Raw genomic sequence first — 13,505 nt, 5'->3', positions numbered from 1 at the left:
CCGTAGGGACTGCCGATCGCGCAAACGCCCTGTCCTGCTTGTGGCTGCAACCCTGCAAAGGGCACCGTAGGAAAAGACTTCTGCGCGGCGAGTTTCACCAGCGCTAGATCGTTGCGCGTGTCGGTACCCAGGATCTGACCTGTATAGCGATCGCCACTGGCAAGTTTGACGTAAATTTGCTTGCGTCCCCCGCTCCGAACGCTTTCTTGCACCACGTGATGATTGGTAATGACTACTCCATCAGCGCTAATGATGCTGCCCGAACCAATCTCCCTGCCTGAATAAATTGTGACAACGGCAGCGGCAGACTGCTGGCAGTTGCGGTACGTATCCGAGGCGTTGGATGCGGCGATCGATCGCGGTGCAGTCTGTGTCGGAAGACTGATGGACGGCGAAACATCAGCCAGCAAAATTGGAGCAGCAAGCAGCAAAAAGTATTTGAAGTTCATAGCGCGTCTGAGCAAGTGTGAGGTAGAACGACGGGTGCGGTGAACGGCTGAACAGCGATCGGGCATCTGGTGGGTAGGGCTGTCCGGAGTCGCAGCGGTTGCAGTTGAATTCCATAGGAGCGTGCCAGATTATTCGGCAAGATTCTGTATCAGCGCTTCACACCGCTGGTACTAGAAGCTTCATGAGTTTTCGGAGCAAGGGTTAGTGCGTCCGGACGTTTCCGTCTGAACGCTTGGTCGTGCGCGATTGTCAGATTGCGGTAACAAATTAAGGAACTCGCACGGATTAAAGAAGGTTCACCGATGCGACGCAAGAGCCACGTCATAAAAGTTATTTCCGTGCGGTAGAGATTAACTAGCCAGAGTATTCCCGCTTCTGACAAACGCGGCACATGGCTGTGAAAAAAGAACGTCCTTGACGCTTCTTCCCCGGTCATTTCGCGCCAGAATGGAAATAGCGATCCCGCTACTAACGTCTGCGATCGCTCGCGCTCATTGATGCAGTACTCCGTCCACAGCCCTAACGAGTTTATTGCTACTCATCGACCGAAGCTGCTACCGGACTGGTCTTGTCCAGTGGCCTCAGTTTTGGTCGTGCTACAGTCGTGTCCCTGCGAACTGCTACAGCGGACTCAGCAAGCAGAAGTTCAGAAACAAACGCTGCGGCAACGCTTTCTTAGCGTTGGCTACGAGGTTGCTACAAAGCTAGAGCGCATGGGCTATCTAGCCGACGTGTTTGACCCAAAAACGGGACGCCCTCTCCGCTCTAGACCGGGACCGCTCCGGTTAGACGATGTTGCGGTGGTGCGATCGTGCTTGGGCTACCCAATCCTTGATCGCAATGGCTGCTCGGTGCTGCTGCATCCAGCATGGGGCAGTGCGGTTTACCCGTCCACGATCGTCTCGTCTGCCGCACCGGACGTGCTAGATGCCGTATTTGAACGGAGTTTGTCGGAGTGCCACCAGCTTTTGACCTCAGGTGGCAAGTTGACTGAGTAAAGCGTGATCACCAGCGGCTCAACCAACCCCTGCCCTAAAATTTCAACGCTATAGGAAGGGTGTGCCTTAGTGGCGAGATCGGGAGTAAACCGCCGCCCAATGCGCCGCCAACTGGGTTCTTTACCGCGCCATTGAATCCGGCAGCAGGGCCACGGAAGCTGCTCTCGATCGAACAACCGACAGCAAGGACCAATTACCCGGTAGCTAAAGTGGCAACCAGGACTGGAGAAGAGTTGTCCGTGCGTCAGCGGATGCGTTGGTCGATCGTCCTTGAAATTGCCCATCCGTCTAACGCAGTGTGCTGAATACTGCGGTTACGATGCAAAAGAAAATGAGTCCCCATAGAACGGAGCCAGGAATCACCGTTAGCACGCCAAATCCGCGCAGTAGCCAAACAAAGACGGTAATAGCGAGAACAATCAAAAAGATGAGAGTAGTGAGTTTGATTGAGCTGCCCATGCGCTACCTCCCTCTGCTGGTGCGAATACCACCAAGAATCCCTACGCCGATAGAGAGAAGAATGAGCGCCACAATGATATCGTTTGGCAACGTCGTTAGCAGTCCCAGTCCTTTAAGTAAGATCAGCACTGCTATCAAAACCAGCATGACGCCAACGATATACAGGACGATGGAGATTCCAAGGTTGGGAGTGCCGTTCACGAATGTTGGCTCCTATCGATCGAAGGGTCATCGCCCCTATTGTGGCATGGGATGTCTTCGTGATCGTACGGATTGAGTCTGCTAAAGTTATTCAAATCTTCATGGTCTTCCCTCATCTGTTTTCATCAAGCGAGAGTTATGGTTCTGAATGACGACTCAACGTCACAGGCATGACGCACCTCTGTCACATGGTTAACGGTTAGTGGCGCCCCGTTAGCGGTTAATGGTCTACTAGCGCCTGACTGGACCGACGCAATAGGAGCTCAGACGTCCCAATGACTGCATTCTTCTCACCAAATCGCCTCCACCCTTCATCCTCCCAATTGGTTTGGAGTGATGCTGCGGCTCTGCAACGGGGTGAAATTTTACTAGAAACTCTGCCGCATACCGCTTGGGGAGCAGCTGTGACAGCGCGGATGTATTTGCCGCTGAAGCGGGCGATCGTGTGGCAGCATGTGATCAACTATCCCCGCTGGGTCCAGTATTTTCCAGCGATCAGCTGCAGTGAAGTCCTAAGTGCAGAAACGGCAACAGATGCGACCAGCAGCAAGCGGCTGTATCAAGTTGGCAGTAAAAATTTCTTGTTTTTCACGGCTCACGTTGACATTTATTTGAACGTGGTAGAAACGGCTCAGCAGCGCGTGCAGTTTCGCTTCGAGTCCGGCAGCTTTAACGATTTTGCGGCGGATCTGCGGCTGCAAGACTGCGATGATGGAACGCTGCTAACATATTTTGTCCAAGCAACGCCGACCATTCCAGTGCCGTCGCTGTTTATCCAGCAGGCAATTCAGCTCGATCTGCCCAGCAATATGCGGACGATGCGAACGGTGATGTGTCAGTCCTAACCGTTACTAAGCGTAGCGAGTTACACAATTTCAATCTGACAATTTATCAATGATGGTCTGGGTAGGCGCACTTAGCCAGGGGTGGTGGGATTTCCAGCACGTCTGGTTCTCGTTTGTGCGTCTATTTACGGGTTCTGCCTGCCGTAGCAACCATTGTTTTTAGGAGTGCAACTTCCGTGGTCAATGTGATTCCCCTGTCGAGTCCAAAAACCTTTAATCTGCTTGAGGCGACGATCGCCGAGATCAACCAAGCCTTAGAGTTCGGAGCACTCACCTCCGAAGGACTCGTTCAACTCTACGTCAACCGAATTGCCACCTACGACTTCAATGCGCCTGTGGGTGAAGGTGCCCAACCGCTGAACTCGATTTTGGCGCTGAACGAAAATGCGCTGGCGATCGCTCAAACTCTTGACTTAGAGCGGCGACAAGGCATTATCAAGAGTCCACTGCACGGAATTCCCGTGCTGCTGAAAGACAACATTGACACCGCCGATCAGCCAACAACTGCAGGCTCGGTAGCGCTGGAAGGCTCCGTTCCACTGGATGATGCCTTTATCACCGCGAACCTGCGGAATGCAGGAGCCGTGATTCTGGGCAAAGCCAGCCTAACGGAGTACGCCAACTACTTAGCCAACGGCATGCCTGCGGGCTACAGCTCCCTGAATGGCTACACATTCAATCCCTACAACCCAACGCTGTCAACTACTGTTCCCGACGGCAGACCAGCGTTATCTCCCGGTGGATCAAGTGCAGGATCTGCGGCAGCAGTGTCCGCTAACTTGGTCACGGTGGCGATCGGCTCCGAAACGAACGGCTCCATTCTTAGCCCCGGTAACCAGAATGCGGTTGTTGGCATCAAGCCCACGGTTGGACTGGTCAGCCGTGACGGAATTATTCCGATCGCGGCTAGTCAAGATACGGCGGGACCATTCGGACGCACGGTTGCGGATGCAGCGGCTCTCTTAGGGTTAATGACGGGAGTAGACCCGAACGACGCCGCCACCAGCACCAGCGACGGTAAGTTCTTCACAGATTACACGCAGTTTCTAGACGCCAAAGCGCTGCAAGGGTCTAGAATTGGTGTGCCAAAAACGGTGTTTTGGGACGGCTTGACCGATGAGCAACGCGCGATCGTGGAGCAGGCGATCGCCGTAATGGAAGCGCAAGGAGCCACGATCGTCTATGAGGACATTCCAACCGCCCAGGAGCTAGCGACTGCACCCAACACAACGGTTCTGGATTACGAATTCAAGCGCGACCTGAATGCATACCTCAGCAGCTTAGGACCAGATGCTCCGGTTAAAACGCTGGCGGACGTGATCGCCTTTAACGAAGCGAACCCAGAAGTCGCCTTGAAGTACGGACAGGCGCGGGCGCTCTCTGCCGAGTCGAAAGACTTGAGCCCCGATTCGGCAGATACGGCTGCCTATCTTGCGGCGAGAGCCACCGATTTACGTCTGACAAAAGATGCGCTGGATGCCTACCTCAGCACCTATGCGCTTGATGCTGTTCTGTTTCCCACCACGCGCGGAGCCAACATTGGCGCACGGGCTGGCTATCCCAGCGTCATTTTGCCAGGGGGCTACTTGGCAAACAGCACCCCGACGATCGCAGACGACATCCCCTTTGGCATTTCGTTCTTGGGAACTGCGTACAGCGAACCAACTCTAATCGGACTTGCCTACGCTTACGAGCAAGTGTCCCAAGTCCGCGTTGCTCCAGCTAGCACGCCTGCTTTACCGGGTGAATCGTTCCAATACCTGACTGACGTTTTGGTCACGGGCACTGACGGCGACGATTTCATTGATGCAGCAACGGTTACTGGATTCGATGGCAACAGCGATGTCGTCTACGCACTGGCGGGAAATGACCTAATCGACACGAACCAAAGCGTCTCCGGTGGCAGCCAAGTCTACGGCGGCGAGGGCGATGATGTCTTTATTGTGGGCAAGCTCGATCGCGTTTCCGGTGGCGAGGGCAACGACATTCTGGACGCGAGCTACGGTCGTGGCAGCAACGACATTTCTGGGGACGACGGCGATGATGTGTTTTACCTGGGCAAGAATGACACGCTGTTCGGCGGCGCAGGGGATGACCAGTTCTACGTGCGGTTCGGTGGCGATAACCTGATTACAGGCGGCGAGGGCGCAGACCAATTCTGGATCGCCAACGCTGAGTTACCTGCCTCCGCTAACACGATCGCCGACTTTGAAATCAGCACCGATGTGATCGGAATTGCGGGTCTTGGAATTGATTTTTCAGCTCTGACCCAAACTCTGAGCGACTCCGGTTTAGTATTGAGCGCGCTGGGATCTGATCTGGCAATTCTTCAGGGCATTACAGGTCCCCTAAGTGCAAACAGCTTCGCGTTTGGCTAAGGTTTCTGACTAAGGTTCCTGACATGGGGGCATGTCGATCGATTAAGACTCATGCCCCTTTTCTATCCGTTCTATAATGATGGTAGGTAGTGAAACCCCAGTCCAATGCGGCAAGTAAGGTGACACAAACAACTAGACGATCATGCCGTTAACCGTCTACAGAATTGCTCTAGGTTCTGCAATTGCCTGCGACAAAGCCGATCATTACGTGGGCGTTTAGCCTATTAGCTGCTAGGGAGCCTCTTGTAGCTGACCTAGATGCTCTACCTTGAGGAAGAGATTTTTGTGTTGTAGAGCACCTAACAAGCTGCATAAAACCGCGAAAACCAAGGCACTGTATTCGTTCCCCAACTTCCACAGCTTTTCGCTGATGGATAGAAAATTCTTATCGATTTCTCAGCTTAACCTAGTCTTTACGGGCAGGATGTAGCGTTAGGAGGTAAGTGTACCAAGCTACAAAAGTCTTATGTTTTGGTCTTTTAAGGCAATTCGTTGGGCGTTCCCTGCCTCCGCGATCGCCCTTGCTCTAGGTCTGGTGTCGTGTGCTCCCCAAACCACCAACGCACCTCCTGCGGGTGGCGACTCGGCAACCAGCCCCGCGGCAACGAGCGGTGGCGGCACAGCTTCCATTAGCGGTGCGGGCGCGTCGGCTCCGCGCCCCCTGTATGAGCGCTGGTTCCAAGAGTACAATCGGCAAAACCCAAACGTTCAGATCAGCTACGACTCTGTTGGTAGCGGTGCTGGCGTGAAGCGGTTTTTGGATCAGACCGTTGACTTCGCTGCCTCGGACGATCCCTTAAAGGAGGACGATCGACAAAAGCTGCCTGCCGATCGTGGCAAAGCCGTTCAAGTTCCCTCAACGGGCTTGTTTGTTGTATTTGCTTACAACCTTGAGGGCGTCAATGAGATGAAGCTGTCGCGCGAAGCCTTCTGCGGCATTGTTGATGGCTCGATCAAAACCTGGAACGATCCGAAAATTGCCAAGGACAACGCAGGCGCAAAACTTCCTAGTCAGCCTGTGACGTTCGTTCACCGTTCGGACGGTAGCGGTACGACTGCAATCTTTACGCGCCACGTCGCTAAAGCCTGTCCCAACTGGAAAGTGGGTTCGGGCAAGACGGTTGAGTGGCCTGTGGGCACGGGTGCGAAAGGGAATGAGGGCGTGACCGCTCAAGTTCAGCAGACGCCTGGCGCGATCGGCTACACTGAGTACTCCTTTGCTAAGGAAAACAACCTGCAAATGGCAAGCCTGCAGAATAAGTCGGGTGGCTTTATTCCGCCGACGCCTGAGGCAGCCGCAAAAGCGCTGGAGGGTGCCCAAGTACCCGCAGATTTCGCAGTTTCGGTTCCCGATCCTGAGCAGAAAGATGCGTACCCGATCGTCAGCTTGACCTACTTGCTGCTGTACGAGAATCCTAAAGATCCGGCGAAAGCAAAGGCATTCAATGACTTCCTGAAGTGGGCTTACGGCAACGGTAAGCAGTTCACCACAGAACTGGGATATATTCCTCTGCCAGAAGAGATCATCACGAAAGTGTCCTCGACGTTGGATACGATAAAAGTGGCTACCAAGTAGGCTACCTCTGTAGTCAAGGATTGCCTGAATAGGGTTGGCGATTTGCTCAGCACGATCGTCAGCCCTTACGGCAATTTAGACCGTTTAAGCTAAATGACTGTTGTTCCCCAGTTATCCAGTCTTCGCATCTAAATTTATGGCTTCACCCACGAATGCGTCTTCGTCGATGTCTTGGCAACGCACTCAGACCTCACGCCGGGTTGACCAAGGGTTTGTGTGGTTAACGGCTGCCTTCGCAATTGGTGTGGCTCTGCTGCTGCTTGCGATCGCGTTTCGAGTTGGAATAGATGCCCTACCTGCAATTCAGAAATTTGGGCTGAGCTTTTTAGTCACCAGTCGCTGGAGCGTCAATGAGGGAATCTTCGGCGCACTGACTCAGATTTACGGAACGCTGGTTACATCGTTTATTGCGTTGCTGTTGGCAGTGCCGATCGGCATTGGAGTGGCGCTGTTTTTGAGCGAGGATTTTTTGCCGCCCCAGGTTCAGCAGCCGATCGTGTTTCTCGTCGAGCTATTGGCAGCAATCCCCAGCGTGGTCTACGGCTTGTGGGGAATTTTCGTGTTGATTCCGCTGCTGCGACCGTTTGGCATCTGGCTAAATGCGACCTTCGGCTGGCTACCAATTTTTAGCACCGCTCCGGCAGGTCCCGGTATCTACGCGGCTGGCATCATCCTGTCGATTATGATTCTGCCAATCATTGCCGCGATCGCGCGAGATGCGCTGGTGGCAGTACCGTCTGAACTACGGCAGGCGGCCTATGGGCTGGGCGCAACGCGCTGGGAAACGATCTTCAAAGTGATTCTGCCTGCTGCATTCTCTGGCATTGTCGGCGGAATCATGCTGGCGTTGGGTCGGGCGATGGGCGAAACAATGGCAGTGACGATGCTAATCGGTAACTCTGACACCATTAAATCCGCCTCAATCTTGGCGCAGGGATCTACGGTGGCGTCGCTGCTAGCCAATCAGTTTGCCGAAGCCAGCGGACTGCAAGTGTCTTCGCTGATGTACGCGGCGCTGATTCTGTTTGGGCTGACTCTGGTGGTGAACGTGCTGGCAGAACTGGTTGTTCGCCGCTTCAGCTTAAAGCTTTAGGGTTCGTGACGGATTGACCTTAGGAAGACATCAACATGACTAGTCAAGATGCAGCTTCTCTCTCGGTAGCACGCAGCATGAAGCGTACTCCGTCCTCTCCCCGGACGCTGTTTTCATCAGTGATGACGGGAGTGGCGTGTTTGTGCGCGGCGATCGCGCTAATTCCCCTGGTTGCCGTGCTCACCTACGTTGTGATCAACGGATTCTCTCGTCTCTCGCCAGACATATTCGTGCAGTTACCGCCTGCGCCTGGACTGAAAGGTGGAGGATTTGGTAATGCGCTGGTTGGCACGCTGCTGACGGTAGGGCTTGCCGCAGCATTCAGCATTCCCTTTGGCGTGATTGGAGCGATTTACCTGTCGGAGTATGCCCGAGACACCAAACTCGCCAATGTGATCGACTTTTTCACCAACGTTCTCAGCGGCGTGCCGTCGATCGTGGTAGGGGCGTTTGCTTACTCGGTCGTGGTGCTGACAACAGGTACGTTCTCAGCCGTAGCAGGTGGTGTAGCACTAGCAGTGCTGATGCTGCCAACGATTGTCCGCACGTCAGCCGAAGCGCTGGAAGCGGTTCCCAACGATTTTCGTCAAGCGGCAGTGGGGTTGGGGGCGACTCGGACTCAAACGACTCTACAAATTGTGCTTCCAGCGGCGGTTCCTGCCATTACCACTGGAATTATGCTGGCGATCGCGCGGGCGGCGGGTGAAACGGCACCGGTGTTGTTTACTGCCTCGTTCAACCGCTTCTGGAATACAACGCTCTGGCAGCCGACTGCAACCATGTCGCGGCTAGTGTTCGATTTTGCCACCGCTCCCTATAAAAACCAGCAGGAGCTTGCTTGGGCAGGTTCACTTGTGCTAGTGGCGCTGGTATTGGTTACAAGCATTCTTTCCCGCATCATCATCAGGCGCAGATAAGCCTTTGTCTGCTTAGGCTGCGCATACCTGAAACCTACCCTGAACTCCATCTATGACTAATCTTCAAACCGCTCGGCAAACTGAAACGGTTTTTCAGACTGAGAATCTGAACATTTACTACGGCAATTTTCTAGCCGTTCGGGACGTCAATATTGCCATTCCCAAAAACTCAATCACGGCATTCATCGGTCCTTCTGGCTGCGGTAAGAGTACGGTGCTGCGCTGCTTCAACCGTCTCAATGATCTGATCAAGACTTTCCACATCGACGGCAAGGTTTACTACCGCGACCAAGACCTGTACGCACCAGACATTGATGCGGTGGAAGTACGGCGACAAATTGGCATGGTGTTCCAGAAGCCGAACCCGTTCCCCAAGTCGGTTTATGACAACATCGCCTTCGGTCCCCGCTTGCTGGGTTACAAAGGCGACATGGACGAACTCGTCGAGGGCGCACTAAAGCGGGCTGCGCTGTGGGACGACGTGAAAGACAAGCTAAGCGCTTTGGGAACGGATTTGTCCGGGGGACAGCAGCAGCGCTTGTGTATTGCGCGGGCGGTTGCCGTCCAGCCAGACGTGATTCTAATGGACGAACCCTGCGCCGCGCTCGACCCGATCTCGACCCTGAAAGTTGAGGATCTGCTGCAGGAGCTAAAGGAGAACTACACGATCGTCATCGTGACTCACAATATGCAGCAGGCGTCGCGTGCCTCCGATCGAACTGCCTTTTACAACGTTGAGGCAAATGCTAAAGGACAGCGGACCGGATTCATTGTGGAGTACGATCGCACCGAAGTGATCTTCCAAAGCCCAAAACACGCCGCCACGCAAGAATACGTTAGCGGTCGCTTCGGTTAACGCTCGGTAGAAGCAGTCAAAGCGCTAACAGCTATTCCGCGAATAGCTGTTAGCGACCCTTTATGCCATGTTGTTTTCCAGCGCCCACCGCGCTAGCTCTGTGCGGTTGTGCAGCCCCGTTTTGCCCAACATGTTGCTGACGTGGCTTTCGATCGTTCGCTGGCTCACATTAAGCTCCTCAGCGATTTCGCGATTTGCCATTCCCCGCGCCACGTATTGCACGACTCGCAGCTCTGTGGGAGTTAGCTCTACATCAAACGGCACTTGAATTTTTGGACCGCTCTCTGTGCTGCCGCCCTTACCCGGACGTTCGGCAATCCGAGCCGCCTGCTTCAGGGAAGATTCCACCTGAGCTACTAGCTCTTCTGGCTCAAACGGCTTCACCATGTACACGTCTGCGCCAGTGTTCAGCCCTTTTACGCGGTCCTGGCTCTGCCCTTTTGCAGACAAAAACAGTACCGGAATCCAACTGGTGCGTGGATTCTCTCGCACATGCTTGACGAGCGAGTACCCATCCATTTCCGGCATCATTACATCGCAAATAATCATGTCTGGAAGATCGTTCTCTAGAACCTCTAGCGCTTCCCGACCGTTCTCTGCGGTAACTACTTCATAGCCTCGAAATTCCAGGTAATCCTTGACGAGCAGAATTAAATTAGGATCGTCATCAATCAGCAGCAATCGCCTGTGATTTCCTACGCTGGCTTCCTTCATGCTGTGCTCTCACTAGTCCTGGATATAGCTTTCTGGGTATCAATACAAATCCCGAGGTAGGATTCAAATTCCGTTACATTATACTCAATACGGCTCGATCTCTTACCCGGAGCCTAGTCCAACTTTCTGACATTATTGTAGGTAGCCTCAGGGTATCTGCTGAAATCTCAATAAATCTAAATACTTACGGAGCCAACCGTATAAGTTGGATGACAACGCTCTGGGCTATTGTAGTGTGTTCCATTCAAAACGGTGCACTGCATTTCAATTGCTAGTTTTGATCGCATCGCGTCGGGTCTAATCGCTCTTACATCGGCGCCGATGCCATCGCAGTCGTCGGCAACGGATGCACCAGAAAGGCGTATTCCTGCACCACTCGATCGCCCAATAAATGCTCTTGAATAATGCGTTCGATCACGGGGGGCGAGGCGTTCCGGTACCAGACGCCATCGGGATAAACAACCAGAATGGGACCCTGAGCACACACGCGCAGGCAGTTGGCTTTGGTCCGAAAGATACAGGTTGGACGGGTTTCGATCGGCTGATCAAGCTGGAGTTCTTTCAGTCGCTTTTTCAGGTACTCCCATGCTTCCAGTCCCGCCTCTTTAGAGCAGCACTTCGGCTTTGTTTGGTCGGCACAGAGAAACACATGGCGCTGAATCTGAGGTAGCCCCAAGGTTTGCACGCACGCCATTAGCGCATCCAAGGGAGCCGTAGGTTCAGCCGGAGAAGTCATGGTAGTTATTAAAACCGTCTCTTCTACTCTACAAGGATGGGGAGACGATCGAGGGTACGATGTCTCCCCGTCTCCTGACCGCTCTAGAAACTGAACTGCGCCCGCAGGTTGCCGACAAACACCGTTGGGTTGCTGTCGAAGTTGTTGGCGTTCCAGATTGCGTAGAACGCAGGAACCAGCGCCACATTGTTCGAGAGTGGGTAATAGTACGACGCTTCTAGCTCATACTGGGTACCGCCATCGCCGCTGCCAGACAAGAGGAACTCCTGACCGTTGATGAAATCATGTGGAACCAGGAAGGAAATGACGCCCAGTGCGCCCTTCTTGCCCAAATCTGGGAAGCCCAAACCAATCTGGAACGACTGCACATCCACCTCGCCTCCCGACCGCAGCGGATTGACTGGGTCAATATTCGTGCTGCCGTAGGAGTAGCGCCCAAAGATACCAAAGCCGCGAGTAATGAGCCAGTCGAAATTCGCCACAAACGCATCTGCTGTCGCATCGTTTACCTGCCCGCCGAAGCCGTCGTCCGCAAACCCGTAGGGCAGGGGTTCCCCAACTGAGCCGCCAATAAAGCCGTTGTATGCCCGTAAGTTAGAGCGGGTGTAGAGCAGCCGTAGATTGAAGCTAGGGCTGGGCGAAAAGGTAAGTTCACCTGTGATCGTATTGGTGGGGTTGAACAAGCCGATCGCTGGATTGTTGGACGTGTTGAACACAGCTGGGTTGAGAAACTCTGTGTTCTCTGCCAGGTAGGCGGCGGCAAATCGAAGCTGCGGGCTGATGTTCCAGATCAGAGCCGCTCCGGAGCCGCGATCGATCGCGTTCATCAACGTGCTGCCGCTGGAGTTAAAGCTGCCCGACCCCGTGAGGAAGTTGGTGAAGCGGTTGCCGTCGAAATAGCGATACCAATTCAGCCGAGGACCGACTGCCAACCGGACGCTACTGCCAATGGGAAACGCATACGCCAGTTCCCGAATTACAACGCTACTTTGGATCGGCGTCCCGCTCTGATCGGTGAAAGGGGTGCCCCAACTGTTGTAGAAGCCTGCTGACACCAGTTGATTAGCGGGAGAGTCCCCGTTTCCAACCGCAAACTGCGTAATCAGCGAATCTTTGCCGGTGAACGAGGTGTTAAACGTCAAAAAGCTGTAGTAGCTGAGCGTGACTTCTGGCTCATCTCGCAGCACTCGGGATGGAACCTGTGTCGCTGGGTTGCGTCTGGGTGGAGCAAACGCGCTTCCGGCTACGCCTCGTTCAGTTAGGACACGATCGTCCCCGCTAATGAAGGCACCCGTCAGGTTAAACCACATTAACCCGTTGAGTTTAGTTGTTGCCGAAAACTGCTGGCGTTCTAGCGTCGTGGCACGGGTTTCCAGCACATCAACGCGACCCCGCAGAGCCACAAGTTCAGCAGCGAATTCTTCTTGCAGCCGTTGCAGCGCCGTTAGATCTTCTTTTTTGACTAAGTCTGCAGTCGATGCCGCAATCAGTTCATTCACGCGATCGATACACGCATTTAGTCCTGCTGCAAACTCATAGCGGGTTAGCGCACGATTGCCCCGGTACGTGCGATCGGGATAGCCAACAATGCACCCATATCGCTCTACTAGAGATTGCAGTGCTTGAAACGCCCAATCGGTCGGTCGAATATCGGTTAGCTGAGACACCGACGTGACTTGATCCATAAACGGTGTAATGTTTCCGTCCGCTGGATCTAGTGAGCTAACCCCCGTTACCGAATCGAAGGGCGCTGTCGCCGTGGGGTTATCCAAACTATATGGCTGTGTAGCATTTATGACTTCAGCGGCGATCGTAGGGGACGAAGCGACGATCGGACTAGCAACCGCGATCGGCGCTGCTAGCAAAAGACTCCGGGCTAGTTTTAACATGACTCCTCACACTGATTCGACAGCAGCAAGCTGTATACAGTCGCGATGGTAACAAGCGTTACTTTCGTAGAATGTAATCCACAAAACATTTTGCAGCAGACCCAGAGCGATGTTAGGAAGGGGTAACAATTCTACTGAGTTGGTCTACTGAGTTGGAGCGCCGTAGCCGCCACCGCCCGGCGTTTCGATGACAAACGCATCGCCCGCCTGCATTGCGACCTCTGCTTGACTGCCCAGACGATCGATCGTGCCATCGGCTCGCTCGACCCAGTTGCGTCCCACCGTACCAGAGTGTCCGCCCTCCAAGCCAAAGGGTGCAACACGGCGATGCCCAGACAGAATTGCGGCGATCATGGGTTCGCGGAACCGTAGGCGACGCACGACGCCGTTGCC

Annotated in this window: 15 protein-coding genes; 7 read left to right on the top strand and 8 right to left on the bottom strand. The window is 54.0% G+C overall.

Going from position 1 to position 13,505, the window contains the following annotated elements:
• Positions 1-449, bottom strand: a 449-nt coding sequence (locus tag H6F43_RS05510) for a trypsin-like peptidase domain-containing protein (RefSeq protein ID WP_190341475.1), incomplete at its 3' end; no start/stop codon positions are given.
• 498 nt (positions 450-947) lie between these two features.
• Between H6F43_RS05510 and H6F43_RS05505 the strand changes: the two genes are divergently transcribed.
• Positions 948-1,448: a methylmalonic aciduria and homocystinuria type D protein gene (locus tag H6F43_RS05505; RefSeq protein WP_190341473.1), complete on the top strand. Its 501-nt coding sequence runs from the start codon at positions 948-950 to the stop codon at positions 1,446-1,448.
• Here the strand turns inward: H6F43_RS05505 and H6F43_RS05500 are convergent.
• Genes H6F43_RS05500 through H6F43_RS05490 form a run of 3 tightly spaced genes read right to left on the bottom strand, consistent with a single transcriptional unit; the run spans position 1,334 to position 2,108 of the window.
• Positions 1,334-1,732, bottom strand: a complete 399-nt coding sequence (locus tag H6F43_RS05500; RefSeq protein WP_190341471.1) for a hypothetical protein — start codon at positions 1,730-1,732, stop codon at positions 1,334-1,336. The genes H6F43_RS05505 and H6F43_RS05500 overlap by 115 nt on opposite strands.
• A 4-nt stretch (positions 1,733-1,736) precedes the next feature.
• Positions 1,737-1,907, bottom strand: coding sequence for a hypothetical protein (locus H6F43_RS05495; RefSeq protein WP_190341469.1), 171 nt, complete (start codon positions 1,905-1,907; stop codon positions 1,737-1,739).
• 3 nt (positions 1,908-1,910) lie between these two features.
• Positions 1,911-2,108, bottom strand: a complete 198-nt coding sequence (locus H6F43_RS05490) for a hypothetical protein (RefSeq protein ID WP_190341467.1) — start codon at positions 2,106-2,108, stop codon at positions 1,911-1,913.
• Between the two features lie 275 nt (positions 2,109-2,383).
• On the opposite strand from H6F43_RS05490, the gene H6F43_RS05485 reads away from it, so the two are divergent.
• The 6 genes from H6F43_RS05485 (at position 2,384) to pstB (ending at position 9,773) form a co-directional block, all read left to right on the top strand.
• A complete protein-coding gene (locus H6F43_RS05485; RefSeq protein ID WP_190341465.1) occupies positions 2,384-2,953 on the top strand; it encodes an SRPBCC family protein in 570 nt (189 codons plus the stop codon).
• A 176-nt stretch (positions 2,954-3,129) separates the two neighbouring features.
• On the top strand, positions 3,130-5,331 hold the full coding sequence (locus H6F43_RS05480; RefSeq protein WP_199290156.1) for an amidase family protein: 2,202 nt from the start codon (positions 3,130-3,132) through the stop codon (positions 5,329-5,331).
• Between the two features lie 466 nt (positions 5,332-5,797).
• Entirely contained in the window at positions 5,798-6,907 is a 1,110-nt protein-coding gene (gene pstS / locus H6F43_RS05475) for a phosphate ABC transporter substrate-binding protein PstS (protein ID WP_190341463.1), read from the top strand.
• Between the two features lie 136 nt (positions 6,908-7,043).
• Positions 7,044-8,000 carry a phosphate ABC transporter permease subunit PstC gene (gene pstC, locus H6F43_RS05470; RefSeq protein WP_190341461.1) on the top strand — a complete coding sequence of 319 codons (957 nt, stop codon included), beginning with the start codon at positions 7,044-7,046 and terminating at the stop codon, positions 7,998-8,000.
• A gap of 35 nt (positions 8,001-8,035) precedes the next feature.
• The gene (pstA, locus tag H6F43_RS05465) at positions 8,036-8,917 is read left to right on the top strand and encodes a phosphate ABC transporter permease PstA (RefSeq protein WP_190341460.1); all 882 of its coding nucleotides are present in this window, start codon (positions 8,036-8,038) and stop codon (positions 8,915-8,917) included.
• A gap of 52 nt (positions 8,918-8,969) precedes the next feature.
• Complete coding sequence (gene pstB, locus H6F43_RS05460) at positions 8,970-9,773, top strand: phosphate ABC transporter ATP-binding protein PstB (protein WP_190341458.1); 804 nt, start codon at positions 8,970-8,972, stop codon at positions 9,771-9,773.
• 60 nt (positions 9,774-9,833) lie between these two features.
• Here pstB and H6F43_RS05455 read toward each other — a convergent pair whose 3' ends face one another.
• From H6F43_RS05455 to H6F43_RS05440, 4 genes are all read right to left on the bottom strand, one after another.
• The gene (locus H6F43_RS05455; protein WP_190341456.1) at positions 9,834-10,487 is read right to left on the bottom strand and encodes a response regulator transcription factor; all 654 of its coding nucleotides are present in this window, start codon (positions 10,485-10,487) and stop codon (positions 9,834-9,836) included.
• Positions 10,488-10,794: 307 nt separating this feature from the next.
• On the bottom strand, positions 10,795-11,223 hold the full coding sequence (locus tag H6F43_RS05450; protein WP_190341454.1) for a ferredoxin: 429 nt from the start codon (positions 11,221-11,223) through the stop codon (positions 10,795-10,797).
• Positions 11,224-11,306: 83 nt separating this feature from the next.
• Positions 11,307-13,112, bottom strand: a complete 1,806-nt coding sequence (locus tag H6F43_RS05445) for an iron uptake porin (RefSeq protein ID WP_190341452.1) — start codon at positions 13,110-13,112, stop codon at positions 11,307-11,309.
• A 144-nt stretch (positions 13,113-13,256) separates the two neighbouring features.
• Positions 13,257-13,505: hydantoinase B/oxoprolinase family protein (locus tag H6F43_RS05440; protein WP_190341449.1), on the bottom strand; the 249-nt coding region annotated here is incomplete at its 5' end.

It is taken from the genome of Leptolyngbya sp. FACHB-36 (assembly GCF_014695955.1).
Taxonomy (GTDB): Bacteria; Cyanobacteriota; Cyanobacteriia; order Leptolyngbyales; family Leptolyngbyaceae; genus FACHB-36.
This window is presented reverse-complemented; position numbering and strand designations above follow the sequence as displayed.